Here is a 14,335-nt window from a genome sequence, read left to right on the forward strand (position 1 = left end):
CCCGTGCCCCGTGTCGGGTGTCGTCACATGTCCGCTGTACCGCCTTCGGCGACCGCAGCATCATACAACGCGGTTTGCGCGATCGCCGCGGCGATGCCCGCGTCGTCGTGCGAGCCCTCGAGCATGCCCCAGCGCCGGTATTGCAACAGGAACCACCGGCCTTCTTGCGGATCCGGCCGGTTCACGGCGCCGCCGTCGTGAAAGCGGACCGGCAGCGGCGGCTGCGCGAACGGCCCCGCGCCGTAGTCGCCGAGCAGGCGCGGCGCGATCAGCCGCGCCGGCACACCGAGCGCATCGGGCGATGCGAGCCAGCCGGCCGCGTCGCGGCGGTGTGCGGCGCTGTCGAGCCATGCGCACGCATCGACGAGCGTGCGGATCAGTGCGCGCGCGGTGGCCGGATACAGCGCGACGAACTCGCGCCGGGCCGCGAGCACCTTCTCCGGATGATCGGGCCAGATTTCGCTGGTGACGGCGACGGTGCGGCCCGCGCCGCACGCATCGGCCACCGCGTGCCACGGCTCGCCCGCGCAGAAGCCGTCGAGCTCGCCGCCAGCGAGCGCCGCGACCATCTCGGGCGGCGGGATCACGACGCTGCGCACATCGCGCAGCGGATCGACGCCATGCGACGCGAGCCAGTGGTTCAGCCACATCGCGTGCGTGCCGGTCGGGAAGGTCTGCGCGAGCAAGGGCTTGCGGCCGAGCGTCGCGAAGGCGGCGCGCACATCGCCGCTCGCGCGGTACGCGTCGGCGAGGCCACCGGCGAACGTGATCGCCTGGCCGTTGCGGTTGAGCACCATCAGCGCGGCCATGTCGGCCTGCGGGCCGCCGATGCCGACCTGCAGCCCGCACACGAGCCCGTACAGCGCGTGCGCGGCATCGAGCTCGCCGCTCAGCAGCTTGTCGCGCACGGCGGCCCACGACGGCTGGCGGCTCAGTTCGAGCGTGAGGCCGTGGCGCGCGCCGAGATTGAGCCGCTGCGCGACGATCAGCGGGGCCGCGTCGCTCAGCGCGACGAACCCGAGACGAAGATGCGCGCGTTCCGGCGCGGCGGGAGAGGAAGGTTTCATGGGATTCAGGTCCGAAGGGGCGCGTCGAGCAGTTGCCGCGCGACGTCGACGATGCGCAGCCCCTGATCCATCGCGCGCTTGCGCAGCAGCGCATACGCATCGTGCTCGGTCAGCCTGCGCTGATCCATCAGCAGACGCTTCGCGCGGTCGATCAGCTTGCGTTCGGCGAGCTCGCGTTCGACGTCGGCGAGCCGGCGGCGCAGCGCATCGTCGTGCGAGAAGCGCGCCAGCGCGACTTCGAGGATCGGCGCGAGACGCTCGGCCGACAGCCCTTCGACGAGATACGCGCTGACGCCCGCGCCGACCGCCGCGTGAATCAGCGCCTGGTCGGCGTCGTGGCTGAACATCAGCACGGGGCGCGGCGCGGTCGCGTTCATCACGGCAAGCTGTTCCAGCGTGTCGCGTGACGGGGAATCGGTATCGATGATCACGACGTCGGGGTGCTGCTCCTCCACGGCGGCGGGCAGGCGCGCGGGCGTCGCGACGTCGTTCAGCATCTCGTAGCCGAGGCGCGCGAGCGCGTCGCGGAGTTCGCCGATCGGCTTGTCGGTATCGGTGACGAGCAGCACGCGCAGGCGTGCGGGCGAGGCGGGCGAACTCATGACGCGAACGGGAGCGGACAGGCTGCGATGCAACGAGTGAACGGAGATTGCGGGGCGCGGACGGATGACGACGGATTCGTGACCTCGTGTTCGCGTCCCCGGCAGCCGGCGCGAACGCGGCTGCGGTCAACGGAAAGGGCGTGCGGACAGCGCCGCGCGATGCGACGCATTACGCGGCCCTGGGCAACATCGCGTTATCGGCGGCATCGGCAGCATCCGTGCACTGCACGAACGCTTCGCCGATCGCCGCGCCGACGAGCATCACGGCCGGGCTGCCGAGCCCGGCCGCGGCCACGCCGTGCGCGAGGCTGCCGAGCGTGCCTGTCCAGCGGCGTTCGTGCGGCGTGCCTGCCCACTGCACGGCGGCGGCCGGCGTCGACGCGGGCAGCGCGTCGAGCAGACCGGCCGCGATGCGCTCGACGCGGCTCATCCCCATGTAGATCGCGAGCGTCGTGCCGGTCGCGGCGAGCGCGCGCCAGTCGGGCTCGCCGTGATCCTGGCGATGCGCGGTGACGAACGTGACGCCTTGGCAGTGCTCGCGGTGCGTGAGCGAGATGCCGAGGCTCGCGGCGGCCGCGAAGCCCGACGAGATGCCGTTGACGATGTCGACCGGAATCGCGGCGGCGCGCAGCGTCGCTAGTTCTTCGCCGGCGCGGCCGAACAGCAGCGCGTCGCCGCCCTTCACGCGCACGACGTGCGCGCCGCGCAGCGCGTAGCGGCGCATCAGTCGCTCGATGAACGCCTGCGGCGTGGAGCGGCAGCCGCCGCGCTTGCCGACGCGGATCACGCGCGCGTGCGGGGCGAGTTCGACGATGCCGGGCGCGACGAGATCGTCGAGCAGCAGCACGTCGGCAGCCGCCAGCGCCTTCACGGCCTTCAGTGTGAGGAGATCGGGATCGCCGGGGCCGGCGCCCAGCAGCGTGACTTTGCCTGTCGTCATGTCGTATTCCAGTGCCGCGTGCGTGCGGCGGCCGATCAAACATTGTTGCTGGCGGCGGCGGGCGGTCGAAGCGACCACGGCATCCGGCCGTGCCGCGCACGGGGGACGTCGTTGTCCTGGTTTGCTGTGCCCGCCGGTGACGGCGGGCCTGCTTTGCGGAGACTGCCCACCGGCGCCGTTGCCGGTGTGTGAAGCAGACTCAGCAATATCCGGGCCAACTGGCGCGAACGGTGCGGCGCGCGTGGTGCCATGTGCTGCGCGACGGCCGTGACGGGCGGGGAATGCTCATGCAGCCGCCGGGGGCGCGGCGCATGCGATGCCGCAGCGATGTGCGTCGTGCCGCACCGGCGCGCACCGCGATGTCGCACGGCGACAGTGCTGCAGCGCACCACATCTGTGCCTCGCCGCATGCCGGCGCATCGCGCGCGGCGCACCGCGGCGACGCGTTCGACCACCGGTGAGCCTTGTACGGCGAGGGTCTTCGCGCGATTTGCGCCGACATGGCACGGCGTTTGCGTAAGCTCGTCCGGGCGGATCAACGGCGATCCGTCCGCAGTACCGATTACCGACGCGCCCGGCAACGGGCTTCATGGGCAACGGCGTCCTACGCATCGGGTCTCTCGACGAGACCGGGTGCGCAGGACGCCGTTTTTCGTTTGGCGGATTGACATGACCGACAAAGCTACCCGTATCGATCTCTTCAGCTTCCGCACCGCGCCGATGCGCGCGTTCCATCTCACGTGGATGGCGTTCTTCGTGTGCTTCTTCGCGTGGTTCGCATGCGCGCCGCTGATGCCGCTGATCGCGCGCGAATTCCATTTCACCGCGGCGCAGGTCGCGAACATCAACATCGCGGCAGTGGCCGCGACGATCGCCGTGCGGCTGCTGGTCGGCCCGATGTGCGATCGCTTCGGCCCGCGCCGCGTGTACGTCGGCCTGCTGGTGCTCGGCGCGATCCCCGTGTTCGCGGTGTCGTTCACGCACGACTATCTGTCGTTCCTGATCTGCCGGCTAGGCATCGGCGCGATCGGCGCGGGCTTCGTGATCACGCAGTACCACACGTCGGTGATGTTCGCGCCGAACGTGGTCGGCACCGCGAACGCGACGACGGCCGGCTGGGGCAACGCCGGCGCGGGCGCGACGCAGGCGATGATGCCGCTGCTCGTCGCGGCCGGCCTGATGCTCGGCTTCGGCGACGACGCGTCGTGGCGCGTCGCGCTGGTCGTGCCGGGCGTCGCGATGCTCGCGATGGCGTGGGCGTACTGGCGCTTCACGCAGGACTGCCCGCAAGGCGACTTCGCTGCGCTGCGCAAGCAGGGCGTGACGGTCGACAGCGGCAAGAAGGGCGGCTGGGCCAGCTTTGTCGCCGCATGCGGCAACTATCGCGTGTGGATGCTGTTCGTCACCTACGGCGCGTGCTTCGGCGTCGAGGTCTTCATCCACAACATCGCCGCGCTGTACTACGTCGACCACTTCAAGCTGTCGCTGAAGGACGCCGGCTTCGCGGTGGGCCTGTTCGGGCTGCTCGCGCTGTTCGCCCGCGCGCTCGGCGGCTGGCTGTCGGACAAGATCGCCGCGCGCCGCAGCCTCGACGTGCGCGCGACGCTGCTGTGCGCGCTGATCGTCGGCGAAGGGCTCGGACTGATCGGGTTCTCGCACGCGCAAGGCATCGGCACGGCACTTGTCGCGATGCTGACCTTCGGCCTCTTCACGCACATGGCCTGCGGCGCGACCTACGCGCTCGTGCCGTTCATCGACCGCAAGGCGCTCGGCGGCGTCGCGGGGATCGTCGGCGCGGGCGGCAACGTCGGCGCGGTGGCCGCGGCCTTCCTGCTGAAGGGCGTTGGCGACGTGCAGCAGACGCTGAGCATGCTTGGCCTCGCCGTCACCGCGACCGCGCTGTGCGCGATGGCCGTGCGCTTCAGCGAAGAACACAAGGCACGCGAGGCCGAGTTGCGCGATCGCGCGCTGGCTGCCGTGAATGCCGCGAACTGACCGACGGAAGGAAACGTCATCATGAAACTCATCGTCATCGGCCACGGGATGGTCGGCCACAAGCTCCTCGAATGCATCGCGGCACAGGCCGGCACGGCGCACGCGCCGCAGGTCACGGTGCTCGGCGAGGAGCCTCGCCCGGCGTACGACCGCGTGCACCTGTCGGAATTCTTCGCGGGAAAGTCGGCGGACGACCTGTCGCTCGTCGAGCCCGGCTTCTTCGAGCGCCATCCGCAGTTCGACCTGCGCCTGAATGCGCGCGTCGCGTCGATCGATCGCGCCGCGCACACGGTCATGCTCGAATCGGGCGAAACGCTCGCGTACGACAAGCTGGTACTCGCGACGGGCTCGCGCCCGTTCGTGCCGCCGATGCCCGGCCACGATCGCGCCGGCTGCTTCGTGTACCGCACGATCGAGGATCTCGAAGCGATGCAGGCGTGCGGCACGCACGCGAAGCGCGGCGTGGTGGTCGGCGGCGGGCTGCTCGGCCTCGAATGCGCGAAGGCGCTGCGCGACATGGGGCTCGATACGCACGTCGTCGAGTTCGCGCCGCGGCTGATGGCGGTGCAGGTCGACGACGGCGGCGGCCGGATGCTGCGCGCGAAGATCGAGGCGCTCGGCGTGACCGTGCATACGGGCAAGAATACGCTGGAAATCGTCGACGGCGAGGCGGGCACGCACCGGATGGCGTTCGCCGACGGCTCGCACCTCGACGCCGACATGATCGTGTTCTCGGCCGGCATCCGCGCCCGCGACGAACTGGCGCGTGCATGCGGACTGGACATCGGCCCGCGCGGCGGCGTCGCGATCGACCAGACGTGCCGCACGAGCGACGCCGACATCTACGCGATCGGCGAATGCGCGGCGTGGAACGGGATGGTGTACGGCCTCGTCGCGCCGGGTTACGACATGGCGCGCGTGGTCGCGAAGCAGTTCGGCGGCGACGTCGACGAAGCGGCGCAAGCCGCGTTCGCCGGCGCCGACATGAGCACCAAGCTGAAGCTGATGGGCGTCGACGTCGCGAGCATCGGCGACGCGCACGGCACCACCGCAGGCAGTCGCACCTACCAGTACGCGGACGAGCGCCGCCAGGTCTACAAGAAGCTGGTGGTGTCGGACTGCGGCAAGTTCCTGCACGGCGCGGTGATGGTCGGCGACGCGGCGGAATACGGCACGCTGCTGCAGATGATGCTCAACCGCATCGAGCTGCCCGAGTCGCCGGAATTCCTGATCCTGCCGTCGTCGGACGGCGCGGCGAAGCCCGCGATCGGCGCCGACGCGTTGCCGGAAGGCGCGCAGATCTGCTCGTGCAACAACGTGTCGAAGTCGCAGATCTGCTCGGCGGTCGCCGGCGGCGCGACCAGCCTCGGTGCGCTGAAGTCGTGCACGGGCGCCGGCACGTCATGCGGCGGCTGCGTGCCGCTCGTCACGCAGATCATGAAGGCCGAGATGAAGAAGCAGGGCCTCGCGGTCAACAACCATCTGTGCGAGCACTTCCCGCATTCGCGCCAGGAGCTGTTTCACCTGATTCGCGTGGAGCGCATCACGACCTTTGACGAACTGCTGGCAAAGCACGGCCACGGCCTCGGCTGCGACGTGTGCAAGCCGGCCGTCGCGGGCATCCTTGCGTCGTGTTTCAACGAGTTCGTGCTGAAGAAGGAGCACGCGGGGCTGCAGGACTCGAACGACTACTACCTCGCGAACATCCAGCGCGATGGCACGTATTCGGTCGTGCCGCGCATGCCGGGCGGCGAGGTGACGCCGGAAGGGCTGATCGCGGTCGGCCAGGTCGCGCGGAAATACGGCCTCTACACGAAGATTACCGGCGGCCAGCGCGTCGACCTGTTCGGCGCACGCGTCGAGCAACTTCCGTCGATCTGGGAGGAGCTGATCGCGGCCGGCTTCGAATCGGGGCATGCGTACGGCAAGTCGGTGCGCACCGTGAAGTCGTGCGTCGGCTCGACGTGGTGCCGTTACGGCGTCGGCGATTCGGTCGGCCTCGCGATCGATATCGAGAATCGCTACAAGGGCTTGCGCGCGCCGCACAAGATCAAGTTCGGCGTGTCAGGCTGCACGCGCGAGTGCGCGGAAGCGCAGGGCAAGGACATCGGGATCATCGCGACCGAGAAGGGCTGGAACCTGTACGTGTGCGGCAACGGCGGGATGAAGCCGCGTCATGCCGAACTGCTCGCGTCCGACCTCGACCGTGCGACGCTGATCCGCTACATCGACCGCTTCCTGATGTTCTACGTGCGCACGGCCGACCGGCTGCAGCGCACCAGCGTGTGGCGCGACAACCTCGAAGGCGGGCTCGACTACCTGACCGACGTCGTCGTGCACGACAAGCTCGGGATCGCCGCCGAACTCGAAGCCGACATGCAGCACGTGGTCGACACCTACGAATGCGAATGGAAGAAGGCCGTCACCGATCCGGAAACGCGCAGGCGCTTCCGCCATTTCGTGAACAGCGACGCGCCGGACGCAACCATCGCATTCGTCGAGACGCGCGGCCAGATCCGTCCCGCGACGCCCGACGAGCGCGTGGGCGGCAAGCCCGTCTCGATTCCCGTCGTCGCCGAATCCGCAATCGAATCCGCAACCGCCTGACCCTGACCGACACCAGCGTCTTTTCCAAGGAGCCCATCATGAACGATCGTCTTCCGCTGTCCTGGACCCGCGTATGCCCGCTCGACGACATCGTGCCGAACACCGGCGTATGCGCGCTCGTCAACGGCGAGCAGGTCGCGGTTTTTCACGTCGCGCATGCCGAAGAAGGCGGCGTGTTCGCGATCGACAACGTCGACCCGGTGTCGCACGCGGCCGTGATGTCGCGCGGGCTGATCGGCAGCCTCGGCGAGCGCGTCGTGGTTGCATCGCCGCTGTACAAGCAGCATTTCGACCTGCGCACCGGCGAATGCCTCGAATCGCCCGAGCAATCGGTGAGCGCGTATCCGTCGCGGGTCGAGGACGGTTTCGTGTGGATCGCCGCCTGAGTACCCGGAGCACGCATGAGCGCCACCCCCGTCAAGAGCGTGTGCCCGTACTGCGGCGTCGGCTGCGGGATGGTGCTGCACGTCGAGGATGGCGAAGTCGTCAAGGTATCCGGCGACTCCGACCATCCGACCAACTTCGGGCGGTTGTGCACGAAGGGCTCGTCCGCGCACGTCGCGCTGCGCCGCTCGGGGCGGCTCGATCGTGCGTTCGTGCGCCGCGCGCGCGAGGACGACCTCGTGCCGCTGCCGGCGCGCGACGCGATCGCCGAGACCGCGCGGCGGTTGCGCGCGGTGCTCGACACGCACGGGCCCGATGCGCTGTCGTTCTACGTGTCGGGGCAGATGTCGATCGAGGCGCAATACCTCGTCAACAAGCTCGCGAAGGGCTTCGTCGGCACCAACAACATCGAGTCGAACTCGCGGCTGTGCATGGCGAGCGCGAGCACCGGCTACAAGCAGTCGCTCGGCGCGGACGGCCCGCCCGGGTCGTACCAGGACTTCGATCGCGCGAACCTGTTCTTCGTGATCGGCGCGAACATGGCCGACTGCCACCCGATCCTGTTCCTGCGGATGATGGATCGCGTGAAGGCCGGCGCGAAGCTGATCGTCGTCGATCCACGCCGCACCGGCACTGCCGACAAGGCCGACCTGTTCCTGCAGATCCGGCCGGGCACCGATCTCGCGCTGACCAACGGGCTGCTGCACCTGCTGCACGCCAACGGGCGCACCGATGCCGCGTTCATCGAGGCATACACCGAAGGCTGGGACGCGATGCCCGCGTTCCTCGCCGACTACACGCCCGAGCGCGTCGCCGAAATCACGGGGCTCGCGCAAGCCGACATCCGCACGGCCGCGCAATGGATCGGCGACGCGCAGGAATGGATGAGCTGCTGGACGATGGGGCTCAACCAGAGCACGCACGGCGTGTGGAACACCAATGCGATCTGCAACCTGCATCTCGCGACGGGCAGGATCTGCCGCGCCGGCAGCGGGCCGTTCTCGCTGACCGGCCAGCCGAACGCGATGGGCGGGCGCGAGATGGGCTACATGGGGCCCGGCCTGCCGGGCCAGCGCTCGGTGGCATCCGACGACGACCGGCGCTTCGTCGAGAACCTGTGGCGCGTGCCGGCCGGCACGCTGCGCAAGGATACCGGCAAGGGCACCGTCGACCTGTTCGAGCGGATGGCGGCCGGCGACATCAAGGCGTGCTGGATCGTCTGCACGAATCCGGTCGCGACCGTGCCGAACCGGCAGAACGTGATCGCGGGGCTGCAGGCCGCCGAGCTCGTGATCGCGCAGGACGCGTTCCTCGACACCGAGACCAATCGCTACGCGGACATCCTGTTGCCCGGCGCGCTGTGGGCCGAGGGCGACGGCGTGATGATCAACTCCGAGCGCAACATGACGCTGATGCGCGCCGCGATCGCGCCGCCCGGCGACGCGCTGCCCGACTGGCGCATCGTCGCGGAAGTCGCGCGCGCGATGGGTTTCGGCGATGCGTTCGACTATGCGTCGGCGGCCGACGTGTTCGACGAGATCGTGCGCTTTTCGAATCCGGCGACGGGCTACGACCTGCGCGGCGCGAGCCATGCGGCGCTGCGCGATGGCCCGGTGCAATGGCCGGTCGCGCCGGGCACCGCGCGCGACCGGCATCCGGTCCGCTACCTGAACGACGGCGTGAGCCAGACGCTGCGCGCAGCCGCCGACGGGCGCGACGCGCCGCGCCTCGCATTCCCGACACCGTCCGGCAAGGCGCGCTTCTTCGCGCGGCCGCACGTCGCGCCGGCCGAACTGCCCGACGACACGTTCCCGATCGTGCTGAACACCGGCCGGCTGCAGCACCAATGGCACACGATGACGAAGACGGGCAAGGTCGCGATGCTCAACAAGCTGAATCCGCGTCCGTTCGTCGAACTGCATCCGGACGATGCGAGCGCGCTCGGCATCGCCGCGAAGGACAGCGTCGAGATCCGCTCGGCGCGCGGCCGCGCGGTGCTGCCGGCCGTCGTGACCGAGCGCGTGCAGCGCGGCAACTGTTTCGCGCCGATGCACTGGAACGACGTGTACGGCGACGATCTGTGCATCAACGCGGTGACGAACGACGCGATCGATCCGGAATCGCAGCAACCCGAACTGAAATATTGCGCGGTCGCGCTGACGCGCGTCGACACTGACGTGTTCGCGTCGGCCGACGACGACACGGCGCGCAACGATGCATGCGCGGACGGCGCGCGAACCGCACCCGCGATCGCGCCGATCACGGCTTCACAGGAATCCGACATGGCAGACCTCGACACTTTTGCGGCCGCGCTCGGCGTGGCCGATCTCGCGCCGCCGCCGCTGACCGATGCGGAGCGCCTGTACGTGGCCGGCCTCGTCAGCGGGCTGAAGGCGAGCGCCGGCCGGCGCGAAGGCAGCGTGCCGGTGCTGCCGGCCGGCGCGCCGCTCGCGCCGCCGGTGCGGTTCTGGCTCGACGGGATGCTCGCCGGGCTGTTCAGCCGCACCTCGCCCGCCGGCGTGCCTGCGGCGGCGCCCGCGCTGCCGGCGGAAGCCGCCGCGCCCGGCGGCGTGCGGATCGTGCGCACGCGTCCCAAGGTCGTGCTGCTGTGGGCGTCGCAGACCGGCAACATCGAATCGCTGACCGAGGATTACGCGACGCAGCTGATGAACGCGGGCTTCGAGATCCGCACCGCATGCATGTCCGACTACCCGGTCGCGTCGCTGGCCGGCGCGCAATACGTGCTGCTGATGACGAGCACGTTCGGCGATGGCGACGCGCCCGACAACGGCAGCGAGTTCTGGGACGCGCTGCAGGCCGGCAGCGCGGCGCGGCTCGACGGCGTGCACTTCGCGGTGCTCGCGTTCGGCGATCGCAACTACGACCAGTTCTGCGGACACGGCCGCCGGCTCGATGCGCGGCTCGCGGAACTCGGCGCGGCACGCCTGTGCGCGCGCGTCGACTGCGACGTCGAATTCCAGCGCGATGCCGACCAGTGGCTCGAACGCGTGGTCGCGCGGATCAAGGAGGCCGATGCGGCGCTGCACGCGGTGCCGTCCGCCGGGATGAGCCCGTCGGGGCTGCTGCCGAGCAAGGCGCATCCGGCGCCGTCGAAGCTCGTCGCGAACCTGCGGCTCAATCGTCCGGGCGCCGCGAAGGACACGCGTTACGTGTCGCTGTCGACCGACGGCGCGAATCTCGAATACGAAGCCGGCGACGCGCTCGGCGTGTGGCCGACCAACTGCCCGGAGCTGGTCGACGAGTTGCTGGCCGTCACCGCGCTGAAGGCCGATGCGCCGGTGTCGGTCGCGGGCATCGGCGATGTGCGTCTCGGCGATGCGCTCGCGCGCCACTTCGACATCACGCGCCCGCATCCGGACACGCTGGCGTTCATCGCGTCGCGCAGCACGAACGGCGCGTTGAAGGCGCTGCTCGGCGACGAGCGCAGGGCCGACCTGAAGCAGTGGTTGTGGGGCCAACAGCTTGCGGACGTGCTGCACGAGTTTCCGGTCGAGCTGTCGGGCACGGAGCTGGTCTCGATGCTCAAGCGCATGCAGCCGCGGCTGTATTCGATCGCGTCGAGCCCGAGCGCGCATCGGGGCGAGATTCACCTGACCGTGTCGGCCGTGCGCTATCACAACGGCCGCCGCGCACGCAAAGGCGTCGCGTCGACGTTCCTCGCCGATCGCGCGGACGACGGCCGCGTGCCGGTGTTCGTGCAGAAGTCCGCGCATTTCCGGCCGCCGGTGAACGGCGACGTGCCGGTCGTGATGGTGGGGCCGGGCACCGGCGTCGCGCCGTTCCGCGGCTTCCTGCACGAGCGGCAGGCGCGCGGTGCGCGCGGCCGCAACTGGCTGTTCTTCGGCGAGCAGCATGCGCAGACCGACTTCTACTACGGCGACGAGCTGAGCGCGATGCGCGACAGCGGCTTCCTGACGCGGCTCGATCTCGCGTTCTCGCGCGACCAGGCCGACAAGATCTACGTGCAGGACCGGATGCGCGAGCAGGGCGCCGAGCTGTACGCGTGGCTGGAGGAGGGCGCGCACTTCTACGTGTGCGGCGACGCCGCGCGCATGGCGAAGGACGTCGATACCGCGCTGAAGGCGGTCGTGGCCGAGCACGGCGGGATGTCGGACGAAGCCGCGAACGACTACGTCGCGCGGCTCGCGAAGGCGCGGCGCTACATGCGCGACGTGTATTGACGGTGGGCGGCTGGCGCTTATTGCTGCCGTTCCCACGCGTTGGCCTGTTCGGCGCGCACGAACGCTTCCGACGCTTGCGGCAGCAGGTTGCGGAACGCGCCGCCGTCGCGTTCGATCACGTCGACCATCTTCGCGATCATTTCCTCCGGATCGTGCTGTTCGAGCGGGAAGGTCAGCCGCTCGGGCGTCACGGTGTGGACGGCCGGGTCGTGCCAGCGCCGCGGCGTTTCCATCATCCGGTCGTTGAAGCCGGTGCGGTACGGGCCAGGGTTCACGACCGCCACGCGGATACCGTGCGGCGCCAGCTCCGCATGCATCGCCTCGGCCACCGCTTCGATCGCGTGCTTCGACGCGCAATAGGCGCCCGTGAACGGCCCGGTGATGAGCCCCGCGATCGACGACACGAACACGATCTTGCCGTGCTTGCGCGCGAGCATCCCGCGTGCGATCTGCTGCGTGAGTTCGAGCGGGCCGAACACGTTGACGTCGAACAGGTCGCGCACGATCTCGACCGGCAGGTCGACCAGCGCGCCGGCTTCGCCGACGCCCGCGTTGTGCACGAGCACGTCGATGTCGAGTTCGGCGGCGCGGGTGCGATCGTAGGCCGACGTGACGTCGAGCTTCACCGCGCGCACGGTGGTGTCGCGCCGCGCCGCGTCGTGCGTCAGCGCGTCGATCTCGGCAGTCGTGCGTACGCCGGCCGTCACGTCGTGACCGTGTTGTGTGAGCCGCAACGCGACTTCGCGGCCGAAACCGGTGCCCGCGCCGGTGATGAGGATGCGTTTCGTTGCCATGTACTTACCCCGAGATGTGGAAGGTTGCATGAAAGAGATCGCTGCAGTGACGCGCGATCGCGTCGTCCTGTTCGACGCTGCCGCCCGAGATGCCGATTGCGCCGACGCAGTGTCCGTTGCCTTCGACGAGCGGCTCGCCGCCGCCGAACGTGACGAGCCCGACGTGGCTGTGCTCGATGCCGCGCAGCGGCCCGTCGCCTGACATCGCACCGCCGTCAGCGCCTTGCGTTGCGCGAGGTCGATCGCGCCGAGAAAGCAGTCGTCGGTGCGCATGAACGCGACCAGGTTCGCGCCGGCGTCGACGATCGCGATCGACACGCCGTCGACCTGCAACGACGCGGCGTGCGCGAGCGCCGCGTCGATCGTGCGTTGAACGGCTGCCAGCGGCAGGGGGGCCATGGGGTTGCATCGGGTGCTCCGGTGAGGGCGACCAGGCCAGTGTAGGCAGTTGCGGTATATGGGAGAATCCGCATTCCACTCGAAGGAGTTTCAAGTTTTTTTAATGATGAGCAGGCGCGATCCGATGGCCGGGCTGCACGTGTTCATGAGCGTCGCGACCGCCGGCAACTTCACGCGCGCGGCCGCTGCGCTGGGGCTGACGCCTGCCGCCGTCAGCCTCGCGATCGGGCAGCTCGAGGGCGAGCTGAACGTGAAGCTGTTCAACCGCAGCACGCGCGGCGTGAGCCTGACCGAAGCCGGCCAGCAATACCGCCGGCAGACCGAGCCGGCGTACCGGCAGGTCATGCAGGCGCGCGACGAATTGAAGGAGGTGCGCAGCGAGCCGGGCGGGCTGTTGCGCATCACCGCGCTGCCGCTGGCGCGCACGCTCGTGATCGCGCCGATCCTCGCGGTGTTCCGCGAGCGTTATCCGAAAGTCCGGCTCGAGATCCGCTACGACAACGAACTGGTCGATATCGCGAAGGACGGTTTCGATGCGGGGATTCGTCTGGCCGACCGGCTGCAGCCAGGGATGATCGGCGTGCGGATCGCGCCCGCGCTGTCGTGCGCCCTGGTTGCGTCGCCCGGTTATCTGGCGCGGCATGGCACGCCAGCGTCGATCGCGGCGCTCGAACGGCATGCCTGCATCCGTTTCCGCTTCTCGGAAAGCGGGCGCCTGCACAAATGGCTGCTGCACGACGGCCGCCGCGACGTCGATCTCGATCCGGACGGCGTGTTCGTGACGAACGATGCGGATGCGGTGATCGACGCGGCGCGCGAGGGCGTCGGCATCGCGTTCGCGTTCATGCGCGAGCGCCTCGGGCAGGACCTGCGCGACGGCACGCTCGTCGAGGTGCTGCCCGGCGCGTGCCGCACGCTGCCGCCGATGTGGCTCTATTACGTGAATCGCAAGCACGTGCCGGCGAAGCTGCGCGCGCTCATCGACGTGCTGCGCGAGCGCGCGAAGTGACGGGCGCGACGAAGGGGGCACGAGCGGGCGTACCGGCGGGGCATGCTAGCGGGGGCGCAACGGTCCGTCCCCATTGCTGGAAACCCGTGCTCCGCCGCGTTTTTGCCCTCACGCACGACGTTTCGCGGAGAATTTCGCCCGAATCGGGAATTCGTCATTCATCCGATGAAAAAACCCGGCCGGTTCCCGGTATGATGCGCACCTTGCGCATGATTTCGATGCGCCGTTGATGCACCCGCCGCGCCCGAACGGCGTGGCCCGAGGTCGAAAGATTCTGTAATCTAAATTCCGTATACTTGTCGGCTTCGATTCTGATCCAGGCGCTGCCTGCCTCTG

The 14,335-nt window shown here is 69.4% G+C and carries 10 protein-coding genes and 1 pseudogene; 6 read left to right on the forward strand and 5 right to left on the reverse strand.

Going from position 1 to position 14,335, the window contains the following annotated elements:
* Positions 1–23: 23 nt before the first annotated feature.
* The 3 genes from J7024_RS29665 to cobA all read right to left on the reverse strand — a co-directional run bounded on the left by J7024_RS29665 (position 24) and on the right by cobA (position 2,609).
* A complete protein-coding gene (locus tag J7024_RS29665; RefSeq protein ID WP_124825317.1) occupies positions 24–1,067 on the reverse strand; it encodes a CmpA/NrtA family ABC transporter substrate-binding protein in 1,044 nt (347 codons plus the stop codon).
* Positions 1,068–1,072: 5 nt separating this feature from the next.
* Positions 1,073–1,669 carry an ANTAR domain-containing response regulator gene (locus J7024_RS29670; RefSeq protein WP_124825316.1) on the reverse strand — a complete coding sequence of 199 codons (597 nt, stop codon included), beginning with the start codon at positions 1,667–1,669 and terminating at the stop codon, positions 1,073–1,075.
* 169 nt (positions 1,670–1,838) lie between these two features.
* Positions 1,839–2,609 (reverse strand): uroporphyrinogen-III C-methyltransferase, encoded by a 771-nt coding sequence (gene cobA / locus J7024_RS29675; RefSeq protein ID WP_124825315.1) that lies wholly within the window; start codon positions 2,607–2,609, stop codon positions 1,839–1,841.
* A 188-nt stretch (positions 2,610–2,797) separates the two neighbouring features.
* Here cobA and J7024_RS29680 point away from each other — a divergent pair, with 188 nt between their 5' ends.
* From J7024_RS29680 to J7024_RS29700, 5 genes are all read left to right on the forward strand, one after another.
* Positions 2,798–3,070, forward strand: coding sequence for a hypothetical protein (locus J7024_RS29680; RefSeq protein WP_175750391.1), 273 nt, complete (start codon positions 2,798–2,800; stop codon positions 3,068–3,070).
* A 208-nt stretch (positions 3,071–3,278) separates the two neighbouring features.
* On the forward strand, positions 3,279–4,604 hold the full coding sequence (locus J7024_RS29685; protein WP_124825313.1) for an MFS transporter: 1,326 nt from the start codon (positions 3,279–3,281) through the stop codon (positions 4,602–4,604).
* Positions 4,605–4,625: 21 nt separating this feature from the next.
* Positions 4,626–7,211 carry a nitrite reductase large subunit NirB gene (gene nirB / locus J7024_RS29690; protein ID WP_124825312.1) on the forward strand — a complete coding sequence of 862 codons (2,586 nt, stop codon included), beginning with the start codon at positions 4,626–4,628 and terminating at the stop codon, positions 7,209–7,211.
* Between the two features lie 38 nt (positions 7,212–7,249).
* Positions 7,250–7,597 carry a nitrite reductase small subunit NirD gene (nirD, locus tag J7024_RS29695; protein ID WP_124825311.1) on the forward strand — a complete coding sequence of 116 codons (348 nt, stop codon included), beginning with the start codon at positions 7,250–7,252 and terminating at the stop codon, positions 7,595–7,597.
* Between the two features lie 15 nt (positions 7,598–7,612).
* Positions 7,613–11,797, forward strand: a complete 4,185-nt coding sequence (locus tag J7024_RS29700; protein ID WP_124825310.1) for a bifunctional nitrate reductase/sulfite reductase flavoprotein subunit alpha — start codon at positions 7,613–7,615, stop codon at positions 11,795–11,797.
* 17 nt (positions 11,798–11,814) lie between these two features.
* Here the strand turns inward: J7024_RS29700 and J7024_RS29705 are convergent, their stop codons facing one another.
* Together J7024_RS29705 and J7024_RS29710 are read right to left on the reverse strand one after the other, a co-directional pair.
* Positions 11,815–12,591: an SDR family oxidoreductase gene (locus J7024_RS29705; RefSeq protein ID WP_175769923.1), complete on the reverse strand. Its 777-nt coding sequence runs from the start codon at positions 12,589–12,591 to the stop codon at positions 11,815–11,817.
* Positions 12,592–12,595: 4 nt separating this feature from the next.
* A pseudogene (locus J7024_RS29710) lies at positions 12,596–12,990 on the reverse strand (GlcG/HbpS family heme-binding protein).
* A 106-nt stretch (positions 12,991–13,096) separates the two neighbouring features.
* Here J7024_RS29710 and J7024_RS29715 point away from each other — a divergent pair.
* Positions 13,097–13,999: a LysR family transcriptional regulator gene (locus tag J7024_RS29715; RefSeq protein WP_124825636.1), complete on the forward strand. Its 903-nt coding sequence runs from the start codon at positions 13,097–13,099 to the stop codon at positions 13,997–13,999.
* Positions 14,000–14,335: the final 336 nt, after the last annotated feature.

Source organism: Burkholderia sp. WTPI3 (genome assembly GCF_021483755.1).
In the GTDB taxonomy this organism is placed as follows: Bacteria; Pseudomonadota; Gammaproteobacteria; order Burkholderiales; family Burkholderiaceae; genus Burkholderia.

What these genes read in the sequence shown, in the direction of transcription:
- J7024_RS29705 (WP_175769923.1), bottom strand. Translation starts at nt 12,591, where the DNA reads ATGGCAACGAAACGCATCCTCATCACCGGCGCGGGCACCGGTTTCGGC.
- nirD (WP_124825311.1), top strand. Translation starts at nt 7,250, where the DNA reads ATGAACGATCGTCTTCCGCTGTCCTGGACCCGCGTATGCCCGCTCGAC.
- J7024_RS29700 (WP_124825310.1), top strand. Translation starts at nt 7,613, where the DNA reads ATGAGCGCCACCCCCGTCAAGAGCGTGTGCCCGTACTGCGGCGTCGGC.
- J7024_RS29670 (WP_124825316.1), bottom strand. Translation starts at nt 1,669, where the DNA reads ATGAGTTCGCCCGCCTCGCCCGCACGCCTGCGCGTGCTGCTCGTCACC.
- J7024_RS29715 (WP_124825636.1), top strand. Translation starts at nt 13,097, where the DNA reads ATGAGCAGGCGCGATCCGATGGCCGGGCTGCACGTGTTCATGAGCGTC.
- nirB (WP_124825312.1), top strand. Translation starts at nt 4,626, where the DNA reads ATGAAACTCATCGTCATCGGCCACGGGATGGTCGGCCACAAGCTCCTC.
- J7024_RS29665 (WP_124825317.1), bottom strand. Translation starts at nt 1,067, where the DNA reads ATGAAACCTTCCTCTCCCGCCGCGCCGGAACGCGCGCATCTTCGTCTC.
- cobA (WP_124825315.1), bottom strand. Translation starts at nt 2,609, where the DNA reads ATGACGACAGGCAAAGTCACGCTGCTGGGCGCCGGCCCCGGCGATCCC.
- J7024_RS29685 (WP_124825313.1), top strand. Translation starts at nt 3,279, where the DNA reads ATGACCGACAAAGCTACCCGTATCGATCTCTTCAGCTTCCGCACCGCG.